26 protein-coding genes and 3 tRNA genes are annotated in these 24,964 nt (G+C 67.3%); 19 read left to right on the forward strand and 10 right to left on the reverse strand.

Annotated features, from left to right (window positions below; translation table 11 throughout):
* Window positions 1–5 precede the first annotated feature (5 nt).
* The 5 genes from K2W61_RS02940 to K2W61_RS02960 all read left to right on the forward strand — a co-directional run bounded on the left by K2W61_RS02940 (window position 6) and on the right by K2W61_RS02960 (window position 1,698).
* Window positions 6–81, forward strand: a tRNA-Gly gene (locus tag K2W61_RS02940).
* Window positions 82–479: 398 nt separating this feature from the next.
* Window positions 480–555: transfer RNA gene (locus K2W61_RS02945), tRNA-Gly, on the forward strand.
* A gap of 54 nt (window positions 556–609) precedes the next feature.
* Window positions 610–683: transfer RNA gene (locus tag K2W61_RS02950), tRNA-Cys, on the forward strand.
* Between the two features lie 92 nt (window positions 684–775).
* The gene (locus K2W61_RS02955; RefSeq protein ID WP_175131270.1) at window positions 776–1,105 is read left to right on the forward strand and encodes a hypothetical protein; all 330 of its coding nucleotides are present in this window, start codon (window positions 776–778) and stop codon (window positions 1,103–1,105) included.
* Between the two features lie 2 nt (window positions 1,106–1,107).
* Window positions 1,108–1,698, forward strand: a complete 591-nt coding sequence (locus K2W61_RS02960; RefSeq protein WP_175131269.1) for a DUF2946 family protein — start codon at window positions 1,108–1,110, stop codon at window positions 1,696–1,698.
* 99 nt (window positions 1,699–1,797) lie between these two features.
* On the opposite strand, the gene K2W61_RS02965 is transcribed toward K2W61_RS02960, so the two are convergent.
* Complete coding sequence (locus K2W61_RS02965) at window positions 1,798–2,202, reverse strand: DoxX family protein (protein ID WP_175131268.1); 405 nt, start codon at window positions 2,200–2,202, stop codon at window positions 1,798–1,800.
* A gap of 123 nt (window positions 2,203–2,325) precedes the next feature.
* On the opposite strand from K2W61_RS02965, the gene K2W61_RS02970 reads away from it, so the two are divergent.
* From K2W61_RS02970 to K2W61_RS02990, 5 genes are all read left to right on the forward strand, one after another.
* Complete coding sequence (locus K2W61_RS02970; protein ID WP_175131267.1) at window positions 2,326–3,258, forward strand: LysR family transcriptional regulator; 933 nt, start codon at window positions 2,326–2,328, stop codon at window positions 3,256–3,258.
* Between the two features lie 10 nt (window positions 3,259–3,268).
* A complete protein-coding gene (locus tag K2W61_RS02975) occupies window positions 3,269–3,850 on the forward strand; it encodes an NUDIX hydrolase (RefSeq protein WP_175131266.1) in 582 nt (193 codons plus the stop codon).
* A complete protein-coding gene (gene aat, locus K2W61_RS02980; protein ID WP_175131265.1) occupies window positions 3,847–4,602 on the forward strand; it encodes a leucyl/phenylalanyl-tRNA--protein transferase in 756 nt (251 codons plus the stop codon). The genes K2W61_RS02975 and aat overlap by 4 nt, the downstream gene beginning before the upstream one ends.
* A 92-nt stretch (window positions 4,603–4,694) precedes the next feature.
* A complete protein-coding gene (locus K2W61_RS02985) occupies window positions 4,695–5,438 on the forward strand; it encodes an arginyltransferase (RefSeq protein WP_175131264.1) in 744 nt (247 codons plus the stop codon).
* Window positions 5,439–5,495: 57 nt separating this feature from the next.
* Entirely contained in the window at window positions 5,496–6,542 is a 1,047-nt protein-coding gene (locus K2W61_RS02990; RefSeq protein ID WP_175131263.1) for a quinone-dependent dihydroorotate dehydrogenase, read from the forward strand.
* 215 nt (window positions 6,543–6,757) lie between these two features.
* Here the strand turns inward: K2W61_RS02990 and phaP are convergent, their stop codons facing one another.
* Window positions 6,758–7,336: a TIGR01841 family phasin gene (gene phaP, locus K2W61_RS02995; RefSeq protein WP_175131262.1), complete on the reverse strand. Its 579-nt coding sequence runs from the start codon at window positions 7,334–7,336 to the stop codon at window positions 6,758–6,760.
* Between the two features lie 383 nt (window positions 7,337–7,719).
* Here phaP and K2W61_RS03000 point away from each other — a divergent pair, with 383 nt between their 5' ends.
* Window positions 7,720–8,697, forward strand: a complete 978-nt coding sequence (locus K2W61_RS03000; protein ID WP_175131261.1) for a tripartite tricarboxylate transporter substrate binding protein BugD — start codon at window positions 7,720–7,722, stop codon at window positions 8,695–8,697.
* A gap of 65 nt (window positions 8,698–8,762) precedes the next feature.
* Here the strand turns inward: K2W61_RS03000 and K2W61_RS03005 are convergent, their stop codons facing one another.
* The 3 genes from K2W61_RS03005 to K2W61_RS03015 all read right to left on the reverse strand — a co-directional run bounded on the left by K2W61_RS03005 (window position 8,763) and on the right by K2W61_RS03015 (window position 11,445).
* Complete coding sequence (locus K2W61_RS03005; protein WP_175131260.1) at window positions 8,763–9,626, reverse strand: IclR family transcriptional regulator; 864 nt, start codon at window positions 9,624–9,626, stop codon at window positions 8,763–8,765.
* 160 nt (window positions 9,627–9,786) lie between these two features.
* Window positions 9,787–10,599 (reverse strand): competence/damage-inducible protein A, encoded by an 813-nt coding sequence (locus K2W61_RS03010; protein WP_175131259.1) that lies wholly within the window; start codon window positions 10,597–10,599, stop codon window positions 9,787–9,789.
* A 42-nt stretch (window positions 10,600–10,641) separates the two neighbouring features.
* A complete protein-coding gene (locus K2W61_RS03015; protein WP_175131258.1) occupies window positions 10,642–11,445 on the reverse strand; it encodes an EI24 domain-containing protein in 804 nt (267 codons plus the stop codon).
* Between the two features lie 63 nt (window positions 11,446–11,508).
* Here K2W61_RS03015 and K2W61_RS03020 point away from each other — a divergent pair, with 63 nt between their 5' ends.
* Window positions 11,509–11,892 (forward strand): thioredoxin family protein, encoded by a 384-nt coding sequence (locus K2W61_RS03020; protein WP_175131257.1) that lies wholly within the window; start codon window positions 11,509–11,511, stop codon window positions 11,890–11,892.
* 88 nt (window positions 11,893–11,980) lie between these two features.
* Here the strand turns inward: K2W61_RS03020 and K2W61_RS03025 are convergent, their stop codons facing one another.
* On the reverse strand, window positions 11,981–13,429 hold the full coding sequence (locus K2W61_RS03025) for a DEAD/DEAH box helicase (RefSeq protein ID WP_175131256.1): 1,449 nt from the start codon (window positions 13,427–13,429) through the stop codon (window positions 11,981–11,983).
* Window positions 13,430–13,672: 243 nt separating this feature from the next.
* A complete protein-coding gene (locus K2W61_RS03030) occupies window positions 13,673–14,647 on the reverse strand; it encodes a helix-turn-helix transcriptional regulator (protein WP_236755035.1) in 975 nt (324 codons plus the stop codon).
* Window positions 14,648–14,754: 107 nt separating this feature from the next.
* On the opposite strand from K2W61_RS03030, the gene K2W61_RS03035 reads away from it, so the two are divergent.
* Genes K2W61_RS03035 through K2W61_RS03045 form a run of 3 tightly spaced genes read left to right on the forward strand, consistent with a single transcriptional unit; the run spans window position 14,755 to window position 19,279 of the window.
* Complete coding sequence (locus tag K2W61_RS03035) at window positions 14,755–16,842, forward strand: TonB-dependent receptor (RefSeq protein ID WP_175131255.1); 2,088 nt, start codon at window positions 14,755–14,757, stop codon at window positions 16,840–16,842.
* A 17-nt stretch (window positions 16,843–16,859) separates the two neighbouring features.
* On the forward strand, window positions 16,860–18,110 hold the full coding sequence (locus tag K2W61_RS03040; RefSeq protein ID WP_236755036.1) for an MFS transporter: 1,251 nt from the start codon (window positions 16,860–16,862) through the stop codon (window positions 18,108–18,110).
* 2 nt (window positions 18,111–18,112) lie between these two features.
* Entirely contained in the window at window positions 18,113–19,279 is a 1,167-nt protein-coding gene (locus tag K2W61_RS03045; RefSeq protein ID WP_236755037.1) for an FAD-dependent monooxygenase, read from the forward strand.
* A gap of 6 nt (window positions 19,280–19,285) precedes the next feature.
* Here the strand turns inward: K2W61_RS03045 and K2W61_RS03050 are convergent, their stop codons facing one another.
* Entirely contained in the window at window positions 19,286–19,621 is a 336-nt protein-coding gene (locus tag K2W61_RS03050; RefSeq protein ID WP_175131252.1) for an AzlD domain-containing protein, read from the reverse strand.
* Entirely contained in the window at window positions 19,618–20,367 is a 750-nt protein-coding gene (locus K2W61_RS03055) for an AzlC family ABC transporter permease (protein ID WP_175131251.1), read from the reverse strand. The genes K2W61_RS03050 and K2W61_RS03055 overlap by 4 nt, the downstream gene beginning before the upstream one ends.
* Before the next feature lie 186 nt (window positions 20,368–20,553).
* On the opposite strand from K2W61_RS03055, the gene K2W61_RS03060 reads away from it, so the two are divergent.
* The 4 genes from K2W61_RS03060 to K2W61_RS03075 all read left to right on the forward strand — a co-directional run bounded on the left by K2W61_RS03060 (window position 20,554) and on the right by K2W61_RS03075 (window position 23,342).
* On the forward strand, window positions 20,554–21,474 hold the full coding sequence (locus tag K2W61_RS03060) for a branched-chain amino acid transaminase (RefSeq protein WP_175140958.1): 921 nt from the start codon (window positions 20,554–20,556) through the stop codon (window positions 21,472–21,474).
* Window positions 21,475–21,554: 80 nt separating this feature from the next.
* Window positions 21,555–21,770 (forward strand): zinc-finger domain-containing protein, encoded by a 216-nt coding sequence (locus K2W61_RS03065; protein ID WP_175131249.1) that lies wholly within the window; start codon window positions 21,555–21,557, stop codon window positions 21,768–21,770.
* Between the two features lie 37 nt (window positions 21,771–21,807).
* Window positions 21,808–22,230, forward strand: a complete 423-nt coding sequence (locus K2W61_RS03070; protein WP_025136834.1) for a YybH family protein — start codon at window positions 21,808–21,810, stop codon at window positions 22,228–22,230.
* An 11-nt stretch (window positions 22,231–22,241) separates the two neighbouring features.
* Window positions 22,242–23,342, forward strand: a complete 1,101-nt coding sequence (locus tag K2W61_RS03075; protein WP_175131248.1) for a YheT family hydrolase — start codon at window positions 22,242–22,244, stop codon at window positions 23,340–23,342.
* A gap of 90 nt (window positions 23,343–23,432) precedes the next feature.
* Here K2W61_RS03075 and K2W61_RS03080 read toward each other — a convergent pair whose 3' ends face one another.
* A complete protein-coding gene (locus K2W61_RS03080; protein WP_175131247.1) occupies window positions 23,433–24,956 on the reverse strand; it encodes a M48 family metalloprotease in 1,524 nt (507 codons plus the stop codon).
* Between the last annotated feature and the right edge of the window lie 8 nt (window positions 24,957–24,964).

The following is a 24,964-nucleotide window of genomic DNA, read 5'->3' on the forward strand; positions in this document are numbered from 1 at the left end:
TCCGCGCGGGAGTAGCTCAGTTGGTAGAGCGCAACCTTGCCAAGGTTGAGGTCGCGAGTTCGAGACTCGTCTCCCGCTCCATCCGATGTGCCGTTTTCTTGAACGCGCCGCATCGTTGGATCCGCCAGCCGGATGTCTTATTGACCGGATCGCCCGGCATCATCGGCGCCGCTTTCTTCAACGACGGATTCCCGTCGTCTCCCCTCCCCAGTTCTGCTTTGCCGCCTTGCGCCTCGATGCCCGCATCGCCATCAATGCCACGCACCTTGCCCGCGCAATCTCTCGGCCCATTGCAAGGGAATCCGGGGCCCGCGCATCGTTGCGGCGACTTTTTTGCGAGACCTGCCGACAGGCCCGCACAAGTCCTAAAAACTGTGTATAATCGCTGTCTTTGGTGGACACGGCCTCTTTCAAAAAAGCGGCTAGTTCAAAAAGCGACTAGTGGGATCTGATCCCCGGTTCATCAAACGCAGTGCCCCGCGGGAGTAGCTCAGTTGGTAGAGCGCAACCTTGCCAAGGTTGAGGTCGCGAGTTCGAGACTCGTCTCCCGCTCCAAATACAAAAAGGAAGCACCGGCCTATACCGCGCTTCCTTTTTTCTTGCAGTACTGGCGCAATGGCAGAGTGGTTATGCAGCGGATTGCAAATCCGTGTACGTCGGTTCGATTCCGGCTTGCGCCTCCAGTATCTCCCCCCCTGCATCTCGTTACCCATCCCTACGCCCGGTCAATCGATTGATTGCTAAGGTGACGCCGTTTTCATTTGACGCCGACTCCATGCACAACAATCACTCATCGCGCCGCGGCCGCCCCTCCCTGCTCGCCCTGTCCGCCGCCACATTGATGGCGCTGGCGCCCTGGGCCGCCGAAGCGGATTCCGATCGACATCACCACCGCCATGGACATGGCCGCGGCGAGTACAAAGAGAAGTACTGGGACGGTGCGTGCAAAGTCGAGCGCAAGTGGAAGCGCAACGGCGAATACACCGAAAAGCGCAAATGCCGCGATGATTACCGCTACGGCTACGCGCCGCAGCCGGTGCTGGTGCCGGCCATGCCCGCGCCCGCCATCGTCATCAATCCGCCTCCCATCATCATCCGCCCCTGAACATGGATCCTTCGGTCAAAGACGCCATCGCCCGCTGGCCCGACGTGCCCGCGGTGTTCGGCTGGCTGTCGCTGGATCCGCGCGGCCGCTGGCGCCTGCATCCACAAGGACTGGCGGCACAGGGCGGCGCAGGCGAGCCCATCACCAATCCGCAGATCCTGGGTTTCATCAACCGCAACTACGAACACGACGACGCGGGCCGCTGGTTTTTCCAGAACGGTCCGCAGCGCGTGTTCCTGCGGCTGGACGCGGCACCGTATGTGCTGCGGCTGGACGACGAAGGCCGCGCGCTGCGCACCCACACCGATGAACCGGTAACCGCGATTGCCAGTTGGTGGCTGGATGACACCGGGCAGTTGTATGCCATGACCGCGCAAGGCGGCGGCATCGTGCTGGATCGCGACCTGGCGCCGCTGATGGAGCGGCTGGCCACGCCGGACGGCAAGCCGCTGCTGGCGTCGCTGGAACAGTTGGCGCCGGCGCGCCCCCTGGATGTCACGCTGCCCGGCATCTACGGCACGGCGCCGCTGCGCCTGCTCGAGCGCGGCGCCGTGCCCCTCACGCTGGGCTTCCAGGCCAACCCTGAGGCCTAAGGCCCACCGAAGGGGCGTGGCGGGCCTTGCCTGCCCGCGGCGGCCACGCCTCGGCCGCGATGACGCCCGCTCCTGCGGACTGCGTGATGCGCGAGACGCTCAGCCGCCGCGACCGCGCTTGAGCAGCGCGTACTTGCCGTCCCCCAGCAGCGCCAGCACGGCGGCCGCCACGGCCAGGAAAATCGGGTATTCCCAACCGCCGCCCGGGTTGCTGAAACCCCAGCCATTGCCAAAATGCACCGTCGACGCCACGAACAGTTGCACCGCGGCGATCACCGCGATCCAGCGCGGCCATACGCCGAGAATCAACAGCACGCCGGCGCCGATCTCAAAGAAGGTCACCGGATACGCCAACCAGCCGGCAAAGCCGATCTTGGCGAAGAACTGCGCGGTGCCGGGCAGCGTGAACACCAGCAACTTGGTCAGGCCGTGGGCCAGGAACATCACGCCCAGCGCGAGGCGGAGCAGGAGCGCGGCATACGGCGCGGTACGGGTATCGATCATTGCATTCTCCGTGAGCGAATCGCCCAGGACGGGAAGATTCTTCATGGCCGCTATTCTTGCGATTCCAAAAACAAAGATAAACCTGCAAAATCGCAACTTATTGTTCCCCTTTAAGAAACAATCATGGATACCCACACTGCCATGCAGACCTATGCCCGGGTCGTCGAACTGGGCTCGTTCGCGGCCGCCGCGGACAAGATGGGCCAGGCACGTTCCGTGGTTACACGGCAGATCGCCTACTTGGAAGAAAAGTATGGCGTGCGGCTGCTGAATCGCACCACCCGCAAGCTCAGCATGACCGACGCGGGTCGCGCCTTCTATGAGCGCGTGCGCCCCATCCTGGCCGAAGTGGCCGACCTGGAACTGTCGCTGCAGGCCGAAGGCCAGGTGCCCAGCGGCCGCCTGCGCGTCAGCGCCCCGGTGTCGTTCGGCATCCTGCACCTGGGGCCGGCCATCGCCGAATACCTGCTGCGCTATCCGGACGTGATCATCGACCTGGACCTGAACGACCGCGTGGTCGACCTGGTCGAGGACGGCTACGACGTCGCCGTGCGCATTGGCCCGCTGCAGGATTCCTCGTTGGTGGCCCGGCCGTTGGCGCCGCAGCAACTGCTGGTGTGCGCGGCACCGGTCTATCTGGAACGTCACGGCGTGCCGCGCACCCCCGAAGACCTGAAGCTGCACCGCTGCCTGCACTACGCCTACGCCAGTACCGGCAACGAATGGCATTTCGAGAAGGACGGCGTCACTCATCTGGTGCGGATCAATGCCGCCCTGCGCGCCAACAATGGCGATGTGCTGCGCACCGCCGCGCTGGCCGGACACGGCGTGATTCTGCAGCCGGAGTTCCTGGTGGGCGAGGACGTGCGCAGCGGCCGCCTCACCGCCCTGCTGCCGGACTACACCCATACCCCGATTTCCATGTACGCCGCGTATCCGCACCGGCGCTTCCTGTCGCCCAAGGTGCGCTCCTTTGTCGAGCACTTGGAAGCCCGCTTCGGCAGCGGAACGCCGATGGCGCCCGCCCGCCGCGCCAGCCGGCGCCGCAGCCGTTAGAATCGTATCCATGACCGCCAAATCGCCCCTCGAATACTTCCCCGCGCCGCGCCGTGCCAACTTCTGCAGCCAGTGCGGCTCGCCGGTGAACCGCCGGGTGCCCGAGGGCGACAACCGCGAGCGCGACATCTGCGACCACTGCGGCGCGATCCACTACCAGAACCCGCGCCTGGTGGTGGGCACGGTGCCGGTGCTGGACAACCGCGTGCTGCTGTGCCGACGCGCGATCGAGCCGCGCTACAACACCTGGACGCTGCCGGCCGGCTTCATGGAGCTGGGCGAGAGCACCGCGCAGGGAGCCGGCCGCGAAACGCTGGAGGAATCCGGCGCGCGCATCCGGCTGGGCGATATCTACACCATCATCGACGTGCCGCAGATCGAGCAAGTCCATGTCTTCTACCTGGCCGAGGTGCTGGGCCCCGAGCTGGATCCCGGCCCGGAGAGCCTGGAGGCCCGCTTCTACGACGAGGCCGAGATTCCCTGGGACGACCTGGCGTTCCGCACCGTGGCGACCACGTTGCAACGCTACTTCGAGGACCGCAAGCGCGGCACATTCGGCCCTCACCACTACACCCTAGAATCGCACCGTTGAAGCTGCCCTGGCTCGCCGCCGACACGCCGTTTCCGCCAGCCGAGTTCGCCCTGACCGATCCGGACGGCCTGCTGGCGGCTGGCGCCGACCTGTCGGCGCCCCGCCTGATCCAGGCCTATTCGAACGGCATCTTTCCGTGGTATTCCGAAGGCGAACCCATCCTGTGGTGGAGTCCCGATCCGCGCATGGTGCTGGCCTGCCAGGACTTCGCGCCCTCGCACTCACTGCGCAAGCTGCTGCGCCAGATCGCACGCCAGAAACACGACGCCGCGCCGCGCGTCCAGGTGCGGGTGGACACGGTCTTCAGCACCGTGATGGCGCAATGCGCCGCGCCGCGTGACGGCCAGCCGGGCACCTGGATTACCGCGGCGATGCGCCAGGCGTATGCCGCCTGGCACCAGGCCGGCTACGTCCACAGCATCGAAACCTGGATCGACGGCGAACTGGCGGGCGGGCTGTACGGCATCAGCCTGGGCCGCATGTTTTTCGGTGAATCGATGTTCACGCTGGTGCCCAATGCCTCGAAGATCGCGCTGGCCTACCTGGTGCGCTACCTCAGCACCCAGGGCGTGCAGTGGATCGACTGCCAGCAGCAGACACGCCATCTTGCCAGCCTGGGCGCGCGGCCCGTGCCGCGCTCGCACTTCCTGGCGCATGTCCGCGCCGCCTGCGCCGAGCCCCCCCTTGCCTGGGCACCGGGCTGGCTCGACAGCAGCGGCCGGCTGACGCCGCTGACGGCGGCGCGAACCTGACGCCTCCCCAAGAGGATGTCCCGGTCCACATGTGATCGCAGGTTAGGCGTTAATATGTACCTGTCTCCGTCACGCACTGGCCGGGACGCCACATGAGCCAGCTAAAAGAACTCCCCTTCTCCACGCTGCAGTTCTACGCAACCGCGCCGTATCCCTGCAGTTACCTGCCGGATCGCCAAGCGCGGTCGCAGGTTGCCGCGCCCGGCCACCTGATCAATGCCGGCACCTATTCGCAACTGGTCGAACAGGGTTTTCGCCGCAGCGGGCTGTTCACCTATCGACCGCACTGCGACAACTGCCGCGCCTGTGTGCCGGTGCGCGTCGACACCGCCGGCTTCGCCCCCAATCGCAGCCAGCGCCGCGCCTGGCGCGAGCACCGCGACCTGCAGTCATTCGTGGCCGAGTTGGCCTGGTCTCCCGAACACTACCGGCTCTACACCCGCTACCAGCAGGGCCGCCATCCGGGCGGCGGCATGGACGAGGACAGCCGCACCCAGTACGCGCAATTCCTGCTGACCAGCCGCGTCAATACCCGCCTGGTGGAATTCCGCGATCCGGACGGCGTGCTGATGATGGTCTCGATCATCGACGTGCTCGACGATGGCCTGTCGTCCGTCTATACCTTCTACGATCCCGACGTGCCGGGCAGCCTGGGCACCTACAGCATCCTGTGGCAGATCGAGCAGTGCCGCACCCTCAACCTGCCCTGGCTCTATCTGGGCTACTGGATCGAGGACAGCCGCAAGATGTCGTACAAGGCCAGCTTCCACCCGGCTCAATACCTGATGGACGGCACCTGGGGCGAACGTCCTGCGCCCACCCCGGGCCCCGCCTGAAGCGCGCCAGCGCGTCGCCGCGGATGTCGGGGCCCAGACCCTTTACAATCCCGCTCCATGTCGATCCTCTTCCACGCCTATCCCCTGGCCCGCCCGGCGCTGTTCGCCATGGACGCGGAAACCGCCCACGAAGTCACCCTGTCGGGGTTGCAGCGGGCCTATGATTGCGGCGCCACGCGCAAGCTGCTGCACGCGCAGCCGAAGGCGCCATGCAGGCTGATGGGAATGCAGTTGGCCAACCCCATCGGGCTGGCGGCCGGACTGGACAAGAACGGCGCCTATATCGACGCGCTGGGCAATCTGGGATTTGGCTTCATCGAGGTCGGCACGGTGACACCCCGCGCGCAGCCGGGCAACCCCAAGCCCCGCATGTTCCGCCTGCCGCGGGCCAATGCGCTGATCAACCGCCTGGGCTTCAACAACCAGGGGCTGGACGCGTTCCTGGCCAACGTGCAACGCAGCCAATGGCGCAAGCAGGGCGGCATCCTGGGGCTGAACATCGGCAAGAACGCCGACACGCCGATCGAGCGCGCGGCCGACGACTACCTGATCGGCCTGGCGGGTGTCTATCCGCATGCCGACTACGTGACGGTGAACATCTCGTCGCCCAACACCAAGAACCTGCGCGCGCTGCAGGGCGGCGATGAACTGTCGGCGCTGCTGGCGCAACTGGCGGACAAACGCCATGCGCTCGAAGACCAGTACCAGCGCCGCGTGCCGATGGCGGTGAAGATCGCCCCGGACCTGACAACCGAGCAGATCGATGCGATCGCCGAGGCCCTGCCGCGCCACGGCATCGACGGCGTCATCGCCACCAACACCACGCTGTCGCGCGAGGCCGTCACGGGCATGGCGCACGCCGACGAGGCCGGCGGCCTGTCCGGCGCGCCGGTGCATGAGCTGTCGCTGGCGGTGATCCGCCGCCTCAGGCAGCAATTGGGCGACAGCCTGGCGATCATCGGCGTGGGCGGCGTGCTATCGGGCCGGCAGGCCCGCGAAAAGATCGAGGCCGGCGCCGACGCGGTGCAGCTGTACACGGGCTTGATCTACCGCGGCCCCGCCCTGGTGGGGGAATGCGTGCGGGCGGTGGCCCGCCGGGCCTGATCGCCCCCTGCCGCCCGAAGGGCCGGGATACTTGGCCGCGAAGACCGCCTGGCGGGCCTTTGCAGCCCGGGCAGCCCCCTGCCGCCGGCCGGACGCGCCGCGCAGGAACAGGCAAAAAAAGAGGCCACCCGAAGGGTGGCCCTAATTCCAGCTCTGCTCTGTCACTCAACAGTACTACATAACTGCGATTTGCGCAGCCCTGCGCGCGCGAATACTCAGGCGCTGCGACGGCTGCGGCTGGCGACCTTGGTGGCGGCGTCGGCGGCATCCGTCGCGGCCTTGAAGGTCGCGTTGGCGGCGGCATTCATGTTGGATTCGGCGACTTCAGCGGCCTGCTTGGCGGCCTTGGTCAGCGAATCGTAGGCGCTGTTGGCGGTGGCCAGCGACGACTTGATCAGGGCGACGGCGCTTTCCGAACCCGTGGGGGCGTTCTTCGAGAACTGCTCGACGGCGTCGCTCAGTTGCTGTTGGCCTTCGGCGATTTGTTCTTCGGTCAGCTTGACCAGGTTGCCTTGCACGCCGGCAACGATGTCGTACACGTGCTTGGTGTAGGCCAGGGCCTTTTCGGCGCCCGGCTGCAGCAGGCCGGAGGCGAACGCCGCGGCTTCCTGCGGGTCCTTCACTTCAGCGGCTTGTTGCGACTTCTGGGCGACTTCGTCCAGGGTGGCGCGCACGACCTTCAGGTTCAGCTCGACCAGTTTTTCGAAACCGGCGAACACGGCCGACTGGGCGGCCACGAAAGTATTGATGCCGGCTTTTTGACGGTCCAGGACTTGTTGCGGGATAGCGCTCATAGAATTGCTCCTTTTAGGGGTCGCCGGAGGCTGTCCGGCAGGTAAGGATGGTGTCTGCGACGAAATAAGGAACGTGCGCGGAAACTGGTACTACAAGCTACCGCCGGCCCGTTTGATGCACTGCACAATTGACATTCTACGGGCCTGAAAATCGTTGTCAAGCAATATTGGTGCAACGCAACAACTATTTGCACATTAACAGTGCAAGCCCCGGACCGGGTTTGATCCAGGACAAGGATTTCCCAGGATCCGGGAAATACCGGACATGACGGCGTATCAATTCTTTTCTACACTGCTTGCACGCTGATGACAGACAAATACAAACAATAAGTCAGCGGTCAAAAACACATCGCAGCAAGCAAAACCCTGCAATTGGAGACTTCATGACCCTCATCCCCCGCACGCTATCGGCCCTGCTCGCGGCCAGCGCCATGCTCGCGGCCGGCGCCGCCCACGCGGAATTCCCGGAACGCCCCATCAACATGGTGGTGCCGTTCGCCGCAGGCGGCCCGACGGACAACGTCGCGCGTTCGCTGGCTGAAGCCATGCGGCACTCGCTGGGCCAGACCGTCGTGGTCGAAAACAAGGGCGGCGCGGGCGGCACGATCGGCACCACGCAGGTGGCCCGTTCGCAGCCCGACGGCTATTCGGTGCTGCTGATGCATGCCGGCTTCTCGACCGCGCCCTCGCTGTACAAGAATCCGGGATACGACCCCTACAAGAGCTTCGAGCCGATCGGCCTGGTCGTCGATGTGCCCATGACCATCATCGCGCGCGCCGACTTCCCGCCCAACACCATCCAGGAACTGGCCGAGTACGTCAAAAAGAACAAGGACAAGGTTTCGCTGGCCAACGCCGGCATCGGGGCCGCCAGCCACCTGTGCGGCACCATGCTGGTCGAAGCGCTGGGCGTGCAGCTGCTGACCATTCCCTACAAGGGCACGGCCCCCGCCATGAACGACCTGCTGGGCAAGCAGGTCGACATGCTTTGCGACCAGACCACCAACACCACGCAACAGATCGACGGCGGCAAGGTCAAGGCCTATGCCGTCACCAGCCTCAAGCGCGTGCCCACCCTGCCGAAGCTCCCGACCATGGACGAATCCGGCTACAAGGGCTTCGAGGTCGGCATCTGGCATGGCATGTGGGTGCCGAAGGGCACGCCCAAGCCGGTGGTCGACAAGCTGGTCAAGAGCCTGCAGGCTGGCCTTGCGGATCCGAAGTTCCAGGAACGCATGAAACAGCTGGGCGCCACGGTGCTGACCGCCGACGCCAATCCCCAGGCCCTGGAGGCCAAGGTCAAGCAGCAAGTGCCGCAGTGGGCCGAGCTGTTCAAGAAAGCCGGCGTCGAACCGCAGTAACCTGACCAGGCCCCGCCCTGGCGGGGCCTGTCGTGTCCTTCGGCAGGATGGACGCCCGGCGCGCCTCAGGGGCGCAGGGCTTCCGCCGCCATGCCCAATCCGTTGAAACCGCTGGACACCGAGGGTTCATAGCCGAGCGCCTCGGAAATACTCGCGGCGGTATCGACCAGGGCCTTGATCCAGTCGTCCTGCAGACGTTCCGCCGGCGCCGAGATCGACAGACCCGCCACCAGTTTGCCGGTGTCATCGAAAATACCGGCGGCGATGCATCGCACCCCAAGCTCCAGTTCCTCGTTGTCGCGCGCGTAGCCATGGCGGCGCACCAGCGCCAGCTCGCGCTCGAGCCGGTCGAGATCGGTCAGGCTGTTGCGGGTATGCCCGGCCAGGCCCGTGCGCAAGGCGTACGCGCGCACCTGACGCGTATCGGCAGTGGACAGGAACAGCTTGCCGGTGGAGGTCAGATGCAATGGCGCACGGCCCCCGATGGCGCGCACCACCTGCATGCCCGAGCGCTCGCTCCAGGCCCGGTCGATATAGACGATTTCATCACCCTGCTGCACCGACAGGTTAATGGTCTGGCCGGTCAGCTTGTGCAGCGAGCGCATCGCGGCGATCGCCGCTTCGCGCACATTGAGCCGTCCCTTGACGAGCGACCCCAGCTCCAGCAGGCGCATGCCTAGCTGGTAGAGGCCATTGTCCACCCGCTCGACGTAGCGCCCCACCACCAGGTCATTCAGGATGCGGTGCGCGGTGGACGCGTGCAGGCCCGTGGTCGCGGACAATTCCTTGAGCGTGACGGGATCAGGCTGCGCGGCCAGCGCGTCGAGCAGGCGCATGGCGCGCTCGATGACCTGGATGGCGATGGGACTGCCCGCGGCGCCATCGGTTTCGGCTTCCTGGGCATTGCGAGTGAAAGAAGGACGGGACATGGGACCAACAGTGGCTAGCGCCGCGCCGCCGAAAGAGACCTTACTTGCGGCAACGCAGCAAACAGTTCTTTCCCGTATTGTGAAATTTACCGGGCCATTTGGCAATCGTTTTTTTGCCCATCGGACTGCCGAGGCGCTTGACCAGGGCCATGCCTATCCATCAGATTCCCGGCGGCGCCAGCTTGCCTCCCAGGCGCAGCACTTCCGCCCGCAAGAAGGCCAAAGCCTCGGCCGCCCCCTCGGGTTCGCCCTTCACGCCCAGGTCGATATGCGGCGTGCCGCCGGCCTCGCCCACGCTGGGCAGGCTGAAGGCCCGCACACCCGGCCAGCGCGTTTCCACGGTTTGCATGGCCGGCGTGATGCGCGACTCGGGCATGCCGAACACCAGGAAGGAATGCTCGGCGTGACGACGGATATGCTGCAACGCACGATAGCGTGTATCGAGCGTCCACTCGAGCATCGGCCACGCCATCACGGGAAATCCCGGCACGAATGTGTGATCCTGGATGAAGAACCCGGGGATGCGGTTGTACGGGTTCGGCACGATCTCGGAGCCCTCGGGGAACATGCCCATCTGCAGCCGCTGCTGGTTCTCGGGCGCACTCATGTCGGCCGTGCCCTGCCCCTTGGCCGCCATCTCGGCCGTGCGCAACGCGATCGCCTGCTCGGCCTCGGGGTGCAAGGCCAGCGCCCGTCCCAGGGCGGCGGCCGCGGCCTGCCGGGTGTGGTCGTCGGGCGTGCCACCGATGCCGCCGCAAGAGAACACCACGTCGCCACTGGCGAAGCTGCGCCGATAGGCGTCCACCAGGGTGTCGCGGTCATCCGGCAGGAATTGCGCCCATCCCAGCTGCATGCCGCGGGCGCCAAGCAATTCGACCACCTTGGAAAAGTGCTTGTCCTGCCGGCGGCCAGAGAGGATTTCGTCGCCGACGATGATGAGGCCGATGCGGCGGGAGGCGGGTTCTGCTGCCATGTCCGGTTCCAGAGAGTGGGATTGAATGAGCGCGATACCGCCTCAGGCGACATCGATGGTGCGTTCCTGGCGCAGGCGCTGGAGTGCGTCCAGTCCATAGTGCGCATAGACCAGCGCCGAAAACACCGGCAGGACGATCCAGGCCGGTGGCAACAGGTTGAGCAGGGCACAGATCAGGCCGATGATCCAGAACCCGCCATTGTGGCGTTCGAGGATCAGTTTGCGTTCGGTGGGGCTGGCATGCTCGACGATGGCGTCGACCCGCATCATGCGCGAGAAGGCGAACGTCCACCAGAAGACCGGCAGCACCAGGGCCATGGGCGGCACCAGCCAGAGCGGCAGGGTGAACAGCCAGCCAAGCACGAACGCGCCCGACACCCAGACCGCGTTCCAGACACTGACGGCGGTGGCCAGTTTGCCCTGATGACGCAGGCTCGCGTATTCGCGCTGGCTCACGTGGCGCAGCACCAGCGGCATGACGAACACCGCTGCGATCGCCAGGCCCAGCACACCCGACAGCGGCAACAGGATCGATACCGCGACCAACGGCACCAGATAGAGCTTGAGCGAGAACAAGCCCATCGCCAGCAACCATTCGTCGGTGCGGTTGATGAAGTCCCAATGCGATGCCTGAGCGGCCAGCCAGTCGGTGAGCGGTGTCCAGAACAGCCAGAACAGCAGTAGCGCGCCGAGCAGCGCAATCAGGAAGGGCAGCAGCAGCGCAAACAGCATCGTCGGGTGGCACTGCGACACCAGGGCGCGCTTGAAGGCCTGCGCCACGCCCCCGGTGCTGCGAGCGAAGCGGCTGGTGCCGGTGGATTCGGAGTCAGGACGCAGGACAGGCATGTAGGCAGGAATGGCGGGTGATCATCCCGGGTATGATAGTCAAACCTGCTTTCCCGCGCTCGTATGACATTACTGGTACCCGGCTCCGATCTCACCGCCCTGCGGGCACAACTGGCCGCCTCGCCGCAAGCCTGGCTGGTCGCTTGCTTCTGCGCCGCGTGGTGTGACACCTGCGAAGAATACAAACCCAAGCTGCGGGCGCTGTCCAGCGCCCGGCCCCAGCATGTATTCACCTGGATCGACATCGAAGACCACGCCGAGCTGCTGGGCGAAGTCGACGTCGAGAACTTCCCCACCCTGCTGGTCCAGATCGGCGGGCGGGTCGTCTTCTATGGCCCCATGCTGCCCCACATCGGCCATCTCGAACGCTTGCTCGACAGCCTGGACGAGCACAGCGCGCCCGTGACGACAGCGCTGCCGGATCTACCCCGGCTCCTCGCCGCCTGAGGCCTCCAGCCGCAAAAAAAGCGCCGTGCCTGGCGCTTTTTTCATGGTCGTGGATGACGTCAACGATGCCACCACGCAGGCGTGCCCGCTACTTGCGGCTGCCGCCCAACAGCACGGCCAGTTGGCGCTTGGGCGCAGACGAATTGCCATTCTGGCGCGGCGCCTGCTCTTCGACCTGGGCCGACGCTGCCGAAGGCTCGTAGGGCTTGAGGAAGAAATCATCCACCGGTTGGCGCGTCGTGCCACCGCCCGAGCGGCGATCCGACGAACGGCCACGCTCGCGGCCGCCATCGCGCGACGACGGGCCGCGCTCTTCGCGCCGGCCGTGGCTGCGGGCGACCAGATCGGCCGGCAGTTCCAGGGTACCGCGCGGCACTTCGCGCTTGATCAGCTTCTCGATGTCCAGCAGGAAACGCTCTTCATCGGCGGTGAACAGCGCGATGGCCTCGCCCGAGGCGCCGGCGCGGCCCGTGCGGCCGATGCGGTGCACGTAGTCTTCAGCGTTGTACGGCAGGTCGTAGTTGATGACGCAAGGCACGCCGGCCACGTCCAGGCCGCGCGCCGCCACGTCGGTGGCCACCAGCACTTCGAGTTCGCCGGCCTTGAAGGCCTCGAGCGCTTTCATGCGGTCGGCCTGGGTCTTGTCGCCGTGGATCGATTCGGCCTTGACGCCGTCGCGCTCGAGTTCGCGCGCCAGGCGCGCCGTGCCGATCTTGGTGTTCGAGAACACGATGACCTGATTCAGGCCGCGCGACTTCACCAGGTGCACCACCGCCGCGCGCTTCTGGTCGCCGCTCATCTTGTAGGCGATCTGCGTGATGGTGTTGGCCGTGGCGTTGCGCGCCGCGACTTCGATTTCCACCGGATGGTTCAGGTACGAACGGCCGAGCTTGCGGATTTCGTTGCTGAAGGTGGCCGAGAACAGCAGGCCCTGGCGCTGCGCGGGCAGCAGCCGGATGATGCGTTCCAGGTCGGGCAGGAAGCCCATGTCCAGCATGCGGTCGGCTTCGTCCAGCACCAGGATGCCGACTTGGCTCAGATTCACGTTCTTCTGCTCGACGTGGTCCAGCAGGCGGCCGGGCGTGGCCACCAGCACTTCGCACCCGCGACGCAGCGCTTCTTTCTGCGGACCGATATCGACGCCGCCGAACACCACCGCGGAACGCAGCGGCGTCTGCTTGCTGTAGCGCTTGACGCTTTCGTATACCTGGTCGGCCAGCTCGCGCGTGGGCGTCAGGATCAGCGCGCGCACCGGATGGCGCGCGGGCGAGGCGCTGGTGTTGGCCAGCGGCATCAGGCGGTGCAGGATTGGCAGCGTGAACGCCGCCGTCTTGCCGGTGCCGGTCTGGGCCGCGCCCATGACATCGCGCCCTTCGACCACGACGGGAATGGCCTGCGCCTGGATCGGGGTGGGCGTGGTGTAGCCGGTTTCGGCGATCGATTGCAACAGCAGGGGATGCAGCCCGAAGTCGGAAAACGTGGGCGTGGGCGCCGCTGCTGCGGCGGTGGGTGCTGCGGATTGAGTGGATTCAGTCATCAGGGTTAGGCAAGTACCGGGACCAGTGAAAAAGAACAAAACGAGAGTGCTGCGAGCACTGCACTGCATATGCATCGGGACAACCGGAACGCGCGCCACGCTCGCGCGGCCATGTGCGAACCACCTCGAGACGCATGCGCATCGCGGGTAATCAGCACCCTGCCTTGCTGGCCAGGTGGCGCATTCTGGTTTCGATACTTATGAGGGCAGTACCAGGCCCGGATTGCTGTGGATAACTTGATTTTAGCGCAGCCGGGCGCCGGGGCGGTCAAGCCAGTGCCGGGGGGCGACTCCTTTGGCCTGGCGGAAGCTCTTGCTGAAATGGCTGAGGTTGCCGAATCCGGTGGCCAGCGCGGCATCGGTGACCCGGTATCCCGCCTCCAGCATGGACGCCGCGGCATCCAGCCGCACCGCCTTCAGGTAGGCGTGGACGGAGCGTCCGGCCACCTGGCGAAAGCCCGCCTTGAGCTTTTTCTCGCTCAGGCCAACCTCGCGCGCCAGGCGCAGCACCGTCCATTCCTCGCCGTAGCGGGCCTCGATCAGGCGCCGGGCCTGCGCCAGCTGGCGCCGCTCGCGGGCCGCCACCGGCGTCTCTCCGGCCGCGCCGCTCATGGTTTCCAGCACGATGGCCAGGGCCTCGAGCGCCTTGGCGCGCATGTACAGCCGGCGCGCGGTGGCGTCTTCGTGGCGGCAGTCCAGGACGTCGGCGGCCAACCGCAGCAGGCCGGGCGGCGCCGGAAAGCCGGCCATCAACGAACCGGCCGCCGGCACGCTGTGATCCAGCACGAACGCGCCGCGCAGGGCCGCCAGCGGCCGGCCCCCGGCGCGTAACAGCCCGGCGGATGAATAACGGATGTCCACCAGGCGGACGGCTTGCCCGCCCGGCATCTGGAAACGGCCCCGCGCCCCGCGTTCGCCCGTCTGCACCACGGCCATGCCGGAGCCGACGTTCAGCGGCACCCCGCCGTCGATCGACATGCAGGCCCGGCCTTCCAGGAAGACGGCGATGCAGAACATGGGCGGGCCCTCGGCGGCGACGTCCAGGCCGACTTCCGGCGCGCCGTTCCAGACCGACAGGGTCAGGTCTTCGTCGAACGCCTCCACCCGTGACAGCGCCGCCCATGCAGCGGGAATCGGCGCGGCGGGCAGCAAGGGGTGGCCGCAACGGTGTCCCGGCCAGTCGGTCGCGGGCGCCAGCACGCCAGTGGCGAAATCCAAATTTAGACCCCGAATTGAACAGTGCGGGTACGGAAACCGTTAGTGCGCCCCGATCCCAATAACAATAATTCTCATTAATAATTCTACTGAAATCCCGCTTCGACGACATGACACTTTCGCTCCCCTTCCGCCACACCGCGCTGACGGCCGCCCTGTGCGCCCTGGCCGTTCCCGCCGCCGCGCAGTCCCAGTCCGTCAGCGAGCTGGCCCCCATCACCGTCACCGCGAGCAAGCAGGAACAGGCGCTGCGCGATTTCAATGGCGCCGCCGTGGTGGTGCCGGCCGACACCCTGCACGCCGCGCAGGTCGACAGCACCCTGCAACTGTCGCGCGTGCTGCCGGGCGTACAGATGTCCAGCAGCGGGTCGTTCCTGTTCCCCGTCATTTCGGTGCGCGGCATCACGTCGGCCCAGGACTTCTACAACCCCGCGCTCACCGTCTACGTGGACGGCGTGCCGCAGTTGCCCACCTTCGCCTCACAGCTGCTGACCGACGTCGAACGCGTGGAACTGCTGAAAGGCCCGCAAGGCACGCTGTATGGCAAGAGCGCGATGGGCGGCGTGTTGAACATCGTGTCGCGGCAACCGGACAACGATCCCTACTTCCGCGCCGCCGCCGGCGTCGCCAGCCGCGACGGTTACCTGTTCAAGGCCAGCGGCGGCGGGCCGCTGGTCGACAACCTGCTGTACGGCTCGGTGGCCGCCGCGGTCAACGACGCCCCCGGCCGGCTCGACAACCCGGTCACCGGCGCCAGCCATGTCGGCGGCACCTCGGCCAACGCGGGCGCGGCGCGTCTGCGGTTGGCGCCGGCCGGCAGCCCCTGGGAAATGGGCCTGGCGGTCAGCGGCGAATGCACCCGCGGCAGCCAGGACGTCTACGTGCCCTTCGACGATCCCGGCAGCCGGCAAGCCGCGATTTCCCCGGACATGCCTGCGTCGCTGGCCGATCCCTACCAGAAGCGCTGCAGCGGCAGCCAGGCGCTGACCGGCCGCTACGATTTCGATGGCTGGCGCCTGAATGCGGTGGCCGCCTGGCAGCAGTTGCACTACGACCGCCACTTCACCCTCGGGCCGACCTACACCAGCCAGCCCGAGCGCTGGCGCCAGCAGATGCAGGAACTGCGCCTGTCGACCACCGGCACGCACGCGGTCGACGGCGTCGTGGGCCTGTACCGCCAGCGGGTCACGCAGTCGCGTTCCGCGCTCAGCCAGATGCAGATGCCCGGGATGCAAATCGACGCATTCACGGCCGGCTCCCGCAACACCAGCGAATCAATCGCCCTCTATGGCGACGCCACCTGGCACGCCACCCACGCGCTCGATCTGTCGGCCGGCCTGCGTTATTCCCGCGACAAGGCATCCACCCGCTACGACGGCTCGACGCTCAATGGCGTGACCTACGGCCAGGACCCCTTCGGCGGCGCGGGCACGACGTCGGGCAGCACGGTGCTCGGCAAGCTGTCCGCCGGCTACCGCCTGTCGCCCGAATGGCGCGTGTACGCCAATGCGGCGCAAGGCTACAAGCCCGGCGGCTACAACCTGGCGCCGTCCAACCCGGCCGATGCGCGTCCCTTCGGCAAGGAACGCGGCGTCAGCTACGAAGCGGGCGCGCGCTTTGACGGCGATACGTTGCGCGGCGGGGCCGCGCTGTACCGCACCGACATCCGCGATGCGCAACTCTATGTCAGCGACCAGATCGGCTATCAGCACATCGAGAACGTCGGCAATACGCGCTCGACCGGCGTCGAGTTCGACCTGAGCTGGGACGTGACGTCGCAATGGACACTGGGGCTGGACGGTTTTCTAAACCACACCACGTTCCGCAGTTTCAACAGCGATGCGGTCTGCCCCGGCTGCGACGGCAACCGCGTGCCGTTCTCGCCGGGCTACGGCCTGAACGCCAGCGCCCGCGGCCACTTCGACGCGGGCATCGGCCGCCTCTCGCCGGCCCTGACCGTGCGCCGGATCGGCGCGCAGTTCTTCGACATCGGCAACAGCCTGCGCCAGGACGCCTACACGCTGGTCGACCTGAGCCTGGCATGGCGCATCCGGCCGCAGGTCGAGGCCACGCTGTACGTCAACAACCTGACCGACCGGCGCTACCGCACCTACGCCTTTGGCGGCGGCGCGCGCGGCAGCTACGCGCAGGTCGATCCCGGCCGCACCGTGGGCCTGAACGTCGCCTTCGAATACTGACGCCGGGACCCGACGCGATGCCGAACGCCTCCCCCGCGCGTCTGCCGACCGCGCGGGTCATTGCCGCCATCGGCGGCATCTGCATGGTCCAGAGCTTGGTCAGCGGCATCGCCTTCCAGGGCGTGCCGGCGCTGCTGCGCGACAGTGGCGCGCCGCTGGGCCAGGTGGGCCTGGCCTATCTGGCCTTCCTGCCGTGGGCCCTGAAATTCCTGTGGGCGCCGTGGATCGAGCGCTATCGCCTGCCCCAGGGCCAGGCGCTGCGGCGCACCCGGCGCATCGTGCTGCCGGGCCAATGGCTGCTGGCCGCGTTGCTGTTCCTGCTGGCCATCCTGGGCCAGCCGACCCTGCCCGTGCTGCTGGCCGTGCTTGGCCTGATCTCCCTCACCGCGGCCACCGTCGACATTGCCGGCGACGCCTTCGCGGTCGAGCAACTGGCGGCGCGCCGGCGCGGCTGGGGCAATGCGACCCAGGTCGGTTCCAGCTATCTGGGCATGTTCCTGGGGGCGGGGCTGTTCGTGGTGCTGGCGGACAGCCATGGCTGGCGCGTGGCGGCCGCCGTGATGGGCCTGCTGGTGCTGCTGCTGACCCTGCCGTTCGCCGGGCTGCGCGAGCCGGCCCGCGCGGCCGATGCGCCAGCGCACCGCCCCAGCCTGGCGCACGCGCTGGGCCGGCCAGGCGTGCGGCTTGGCCTGCTCATCACCGTGGTGTTCCAGGTCGGCTCGCGGCTCGCCGCCGGCATGACCTCGCCGCTGTTGCTGGACCGCGGCGTGCCGCTGGCCTCGGTGGGCTGGATCAACGGCGCCGGCGCGGTCGTCGCGGGACTGGCGGGCACCTTGCTGGGAGCGCTGGCGCTGCAACGCTGGCGGGCGCCGCGCGCGGTGGTCGCGGCCATGGCCCTGCAGGCGGCCGCGCTGATCCTGTTCGTGGCCGGCGTCGCCGCGCCCGGCCTGGGGTTGCCGGCCGCCGGCCCCGGCTGGCTGGTGGCGCTGGCGCTGCTCAAGGCGGCCACGGCCGCCACCGGTTTCGTCGCGCTGTACGCCTTTCTCATGGGGCAGGCCTCGCCGGCCCAGGCCGGCGTCGATTTCACGCTGTTCCAGTGCGCCGACGCGCTGGTCGCCATGGTCGGCGGCCTGGCCGCTGGCTGGCTGGCGCAGCACCTGGGCTATGGCGCCTGCTTCGGCATCGCCGCCGTCCTGGGCGCGGCCGGCCTGCCCGCCCTTTTCGTCCTGATGCGGCGCGCCGCGCCGCCCTCGTCTTCTGGAGAATGAACATGTCTGAACGCACCGTCGTCATTGCGGGCGCCGGCGTCGCCGGGCTGGCCTGCGCCTGGTGGCTGGCCCGGCAGGGCTGGCGCGCCGTGGTGGCCGAACGCGCGCCGCATCTGCGCGATGGCGGCTACATGATGGGCCTGTCCGGCCCCGGCCTGCTGACCGCCCGCCGCATGGAACTGGTGCCCGCCCTGCGCGCCGTGGAGCGCGAAATCGGCGAGAACGTCTATCGCGACCGCCGCGGCCGCGAGGTGATGCGGATCCGCTATCGCGAACTGCTGCGGCAACTGGACTGGATCACCCTGCGCCGCACCGATCTCGTGCAGGTGCTGCACGCCGCCGTGCGCGACCACGCCGAGATCCGGCTGGCCACCACGGTGGCGGGCTGTAGCCAGGATGCCCATGGCGTGGACGTGACATTGTCGGATGGGTCCCAATTGCGCGCCGATCTGCTGATCGGCGCCGATGGCGTGCGCTCGCCCCTGCGCGCCCAGGTCTTCGGCGCCGAAGCGGCGGCGCCATCGCCGCTGGGCTACCGTTATGCGGCCTATGACGTCGACGACGACACCGGCATGGCGCGCGACTTCGTGTCCTATGCCGCGCCGGGCCATCAGGTCGAATATCATGGGCTGGGCGGCGGCCGCAAAGCAGCCCTGCACGTCTGGCGCAGCCACGAGACCGGCTGGGTCGAGGCGCCGCGGCGGCTGGGCCTGCTGCGGGAACTGGCGCGCACCACCCACGCGGAAGTGGGCCGGCAGCTGGACACACTGACCGCCGACACGCCGATCGTCATGGATGACCTGGCGCTGGTCGAGCTGCCGCGCTGGCATCAGGGCCGCATCCTGCTGGCCGGCGACGCCGCCCATAGCCTGTCCCTGATTTCTGGCCAGGGCGCGGGGATGGCATTGGCCGGCGCCTACGTGCTGGCGCAGGAACTGGGCAGGCTGCCGATCGAACAGGCCCTGGCGGCCCATGAGCGGCGGCTGCGCCCGGTGATCGACAGCCTGCAGCAGCGCAGCCGCAAGCTGGCGCCCGTCTACGTGCCGGCCTCGGCATTCGCCTTTGGCCTGCGCAATACGGCCTTGCGCCTGCTGCCCAGGCTGATCCTGAAACGCTATTTCCTCAGCGGGCTGAAATCCGAAATGGAAGCCGCCGCGGCGCTCGGCTGACCGGCCTCAACCCGCCAGCCAGCGCAGCCCCCACAGCACCAGCATGCCGACCACGATGACCAACACCGCGCTGCGGGTGCGCAGAAACACCAGAATGGCGACGATGCCAGCCACCAGCTTGTAGTCGAACAGCGGGCCCAGCCCGGCCTTCCAGGGCAGCAGGTCGGGCACCACGATGGCGGTGAGCGCGGCGGCGGGCGCATAGCGCAGCGCGCGGCGCACCCCATCGGGCAGCGGGATGTAGTCGCCGAACAGCATGAAGCCGGCGCGCGTCAGCACACTGCACAGCGCCAGCAGCAGGATCGCCGAATAGACGTAGATTTCGGACGGCCAGAATGTCATGTGCGCGCCTTGAAGAAGCGTTCGGCCCACATGCCGGCCACCACGCCCGCGATGACCGCGGCCGCCAGGCCCAGGCGCAGCGGCAGCACCTGGCCGGTCCAGGCGACCACGCCCGCGGCCAGCATCGACACCAGCATGGGTTTGGAATTGGCCAGCGGCACCGTAATGGCCAACAGCGCCAGCACCGCCGCGAAATCCAGCGACCAGGCCGACGGCACCATGGTCCCCAGGTAGATGCCGATGATGGACGAGGTCTGCCAGACCAACCAGCCCGGCGCAATGGTGCCGAGGAAATACCACAGTTGTTCGCGGGTGCCGCGCTCGGCGGCGTCACCGAAGCGCGGCATGAACAGCACGAAGCCCATGTCGGTGGTGAAGTAGCCCAGCCCCAGCCGCTTGGGCCAGGACAGGTGGCGGAAATAGGGTTGCAACGCCGCGCCGAAGATCAGGAAGCGCAGATTCACCACGCAACCGGCGGCAAAGACCAGCCAGAGCGGCGCGCCGGTGGCGATCAGTGGCAGGGACGTGAGCTGCGCCGATCCGGCGTACAGCAGCAGGGTCATGGCCAATGCCATGGATTCGGTCAGGCCCGACTTGACCATGGCCACGCCGGTCACCAGCCCCCAGGTGGCGGTGGCGATCAGGGCGGGCACGATGGCGTGGACCCCGGCGCGGAAAGCGGCGATGCGCTCCTGGCGGACCTGCCGCGGATCTTCGGATTCGGAAAGCGCAGACTCAGAGGACAACGGCGGGCCCCTGGGGATTCGGACAGGACGACATGGAAACTCTGTGGGAAAGGAAACGCACGACAACCTGTTCGCCCGCCGGGCCCGTCGGCGCCCGAGGGCACCGCGCCGGTGCGCGAATAGCGCGTTATTGTAACCTCGCCGCTTGATACAATACGGCCCTCGGGTTTAGACAGGGAGCAGACCATGTCGATGGCTGACCGCGATGGCTTCATCTGGTATGACGGCAAGCTCGTGCCCTGGCGCGATGCGACCACGCACGTCCTGACGCACTCCCTGCACTACGGCCTGTCGGTATTCGAGGGCGTGCGCGCCTACCGCTCCGAGATCGGCACCGCCATCTTCCGCCTCGAAGACCACACCAACCGTCTGTTCAACTCGGCGCACATTTACCAGATTCCGATGCCGTTCGATCGCGACACGATCAACGAAGCCCAGCGCGCGGTGGTGCGCGAGAACCAGCTGGAATCCTGCTACCTGCGCCCGCTGGTGTTCTACGGCCCCGAAAAGATGGGCGTGTCGCCCAAGGGCGCCAAGGTGCACGTGGCCATCGCCGCCTGGCCCTGGGGCGCCTACCTGGGCGAAGAAGCCCTGTCGCAGGGCATTCGGGTCAAGGTATCGTCGTTCGCCCGCCAGCATGTCAATGTGACCATGCCGCGCGCCAAGGTCGCCAGCACCTACGCCAACTCGATCCTGGCCAATACCGAGGCCCTGCAGGACGGCTACGACGAGGCCCTGCTGCTGGACACCGAGGGCTTCGTGGCCGAAGGCTCGGGCGAAAACCTGTTCCTGGTCAAGGATGGCGTGCTGTGCGAGCCCGAAATCGCCTCGGCGCTGACCGGCATCACCCGCTCCACCATCCATGCGCTGGCGGCCGATTTCGGCCTGCGCGTGGTGACCAAGCGCCTGACGCGCGACGACGTTTACATCGCCGACGAAGCCTTCTTCACCGGCACCGCCGCGGAAGTCACGCCGATCCGCGAGGTCGACAACCGCCAGATCGGCTCGGGCCGGCGCGGCCCCATCACCGAGAAACTGCAGAAGGCGTTTTTTGACATGGTGAATGGCCGCAACCCGAAGTACCATCACTGGCTGAGCAAAGTCTGATTCGCGCCGCCCTGCCCTGGCAGGGCAGCATTACTGCCCCAACCTACCGTATCACCGGTATTTTTTATTCAGGAAATTCCATGACCGCCGCTGCCCCGGCCGCCGCCCCCCACGAAGTCATCGAAGTCGGCGCCGAAGACCTGCCTGTGTTCTGTCCGGGTCCCAAGGCCCCGCTGTGGAGCATGCACCCGCGCGTCTTCCTGGACGTCGCCCACAACGGCTCGGCGCGCTGCGCCTATTGTGGCGCCGAGTATCGGCTCAAGCCCGGCACCGTGCTGCACGGCCACGGCCACTGAGAAGACCCGCCGCCCAATAGCCATCCGTTCCGCCACCATGTTCGCCACGCCCGAAGAAGCAGAACACGCCTTCTATGAAGCCCTTGAGCAGGGGGACACCGTCCGCCTGATGCAGGTGTGGGCGGACGACGAGGAAGTCGTCTGCATTCACCCGGGCGGCCTGCGCATCGTCGGCCACTCGGCCGTGCAGGAATCCTGGCAACACGTGCTGGCGAATGGGCCGTTGCACATCCGGCCGCTGCGCCCGCTGGTCATGCTGAGCATGATGTGCGCGGTGCATGTACTGGTCGAGCAGGTCGCGGTGCGCACACGGGAAGGCACGCAGTTCGCCAACTGCTACGCCACCAATATCTATCACAAGGGCCCCACCGGCTGGCGCATGGTCATGCACCACGCCTCGTCGGCGCCCACCGAAGCCGGGGTGCTCGACTTGCACGACGTGCCCGACATGCTGCACTGATCGGGTCGACTTTGGCTGCTGCTCGCTTCGACACAACGCCCTGCCCTGTTCCCTCCTGGCTGCCCGGAGGCGATGCCCAGACGGTCTACGCCGCGCTGTTCGCGCAGTACCACCGCATCGCCTTCGTGCGCGACCGGGTCGAAACGCCCGACACCGACTTCGTCGATTTCGATTGGACCGGGCCCGGGCTGTTCCCGCACAAGGCCGCCGACGGCGCGCCCGTGAGCGGCCAGCGGCCGGTCGCCAACGGCAAGACCGCGGCCGCGCGCTGGATGACCGAAGCCGACTGGAAATCATTGCCGCAGACGGCCGACACGCCGGCGCTGCTGCTGTTCCATGGCCTGGAAGGCGGCAGCAACAGCCGCTATGCCCAGTCCATCGCGCACCACTTCCGGGCGCGTGGCTGGATCGTCGTCATCGCCCACTTCCGCGGCTGCTCGGGTGTGCCCAACCGCCTGGCGCGGGCGTATTATTCCGGCGACTCGGCCGAGGTCGGCTTCCTGCTGAACACGGTGCGCGACCGTATCCCGCACGCGCGCTGGCACGCGGTGGGCGTGTCGCTGGGCGGCAATGCTCTGCTGAAATACCTGGGCGAACACCAGGAAGACACCGGCTGGCTGACAGCCTGCGCGGGCGTGTCGGTGCCGCTGGACCTGGTGGCCTGCGGCAAGACGCTGTCGACCGGGTTCTTCAACCGCAAGGTCTACACCGGCCATTTCCTCAAGACGCTCAAGCACAAGGTCCTGGAGAAGGCGCACCGCTATCCCGGCGCCATCGACGTGATGCGCATCGCCCACGCGCGCGACCTGCGCGATTTCGACGACGCCTACACCGCGCCCATGCATGGGTTCCGCAATGCGCTCGATTACTGGACACGGGCCTCAAGCAAGCCCTGGCTGCCACGGATCGCGGTGCCGACGCTGGTGCTGAACGCGCTGAACGATCCATTCATTCCCGCCAGCGCCCTGCCCAAGCCGGACGAGTGCTCGTCCAGCATCCTCTTGCACCAGCCGACCGACGGCGGCCACGCGGGATTCCCGACGGGGGCGTTTCCGGCCCACCTGGGCTGGCTGCCGCAGCGGCTGGGCCGATTCTTCGAGACCGGCCTGTAGTCGTTCGCCAGGCGCGGCCTGCGCACCGGTTCCGGCGCTGGCGCGGGCCCGGCTCGCCCCGGCAGCGCCCACGCGCGCACCGGCGCCGCATCAACCCGACTTGAAACGCTCCAGCAACTGGCGCTCTTCGGCCAGCCGGTCCTTGACTTCCTTGATCTGCACGTCGATCTGCGATTGCTCGTAGAAATCGGTGGACATGCCGCGCGCCTGCTGCAGCTGCGACTCCGCCGCCGCGAAGGCGCCTGTCATCACGTAATAGCGCGCCAGGTCGCGGCGCGCCTGCACCGGCTTGCCGGTGCGCTCTTCGCTCTGCGCCAGCATCTGGTAGAGGCTGGGCTCGTCCGAGCCCCACTGCTTGATCCTGGCGCGCAGATACTCCTGGGCCTCGGCGTGGCGGCCATTGGCCTGCAGCGCCGAGGCGTAGGCGATGCCCAGCGCCCGCTGCCCGGGCCAGCGCCGGATCGCGGCCTGCGCCAGGTCCTGGGCCCGCCGGTAATCCTTGCGCGCCAACGCGATATCGACGGCAAGCTTGGCCATCTGCGGCGAATCGCGACCGTCGGCGGCGGCCTGCGCGAGCTGGCGCTCGGCTTCGTCCAGGCTGTTGCGCTGGAACGCCTGCAGGGCCAGGCCGTAGTACGCGGCCGAACGGCGCACCCCGGACAGGGCCTGGGCCTCGTCCTGCAACTGCTGTCCGGCGGTGCGCAGGCTGACCGCATCGCGCCCTTGCACCACGCGCATCTTGGCGCGGATGTACCAGAAATCATCGCTGTCGACATGGCGAGATGGCGGTAGCGAACGCACCCGGTTCTGCACATCGGACATACGCTCGATGGACAGCGGGTGGGTACTGGCCCACGAGCCGCCGCCGGCGCCTTCGTTCAGGCGCGAGGCGCTCATGAGGCGCGAGAACATCTGCGCCATGCCTTGCGGGTCATAGCCCGCCTTGGTCAACATGGTGAAGCCGGCGCGGTCGGCCTCGCGCTCGGCATCGCGCGAGAAGCCCAGCTGGCGATTGATGGCGGCGGCCTGGCCGAACGCGGCCACGCCCATCGCCAGGTTGCCGCCACCGCCGGCCAGCGCCGCCAGCAGCGCGCCCGCCAGGCTCGCCAGCATGACCATGCTGTTCTGGCTCTGCTGCGTCATACCGCGCGCGATGTGCCGCTGGACCACGTGGCCGATTTCGTGCGCCAGCACCGCCGCCAGTTCGGATTCGCTGCCGGAGGACACGATCAGCCCGGTGTTGACGCCGATGAAGCCGCCCGGCATGGCGAACGCGTTGATCTCGGGGTCGCGCACGCCGAACATCTCGACATCGGGCACCGCGCCGGGCGAGAACGCCGCCAGCTTGCGCCCCATGGTGGTGAGGTACTGGCTGAGTTCGGGATCATCGACGTAGGTCGGATCGCGCCGCCCCTGCGACATGATGGCTTCGCCCAGACTGCGCTCCAGCGCGGGCGACAGGTCCGCGGCGGAAGCCGCGCCCATCGAGGGCAGGCCCACCGGCTGGGCCCAGGCCGTCACGGGCAAGGCTGGCACCGCCAGCGCGACACAGATTCCGATGGTCGCGCCTCGCCGCGCAATCGAGCAAATGGATGGCATTTTCCTGCGGTTCATGAGCCTAT

Origin of the sequence: Achromobacter pulmonis (assembly GCF_021733725.1) — a bacterium.
Lineage (GTDB): Bacteria > Pseudomonadota > Gammaproteobacteria > Burkholderiales > Burkholderiaceae_B > Achromobacter > Achromobacter pulmonis.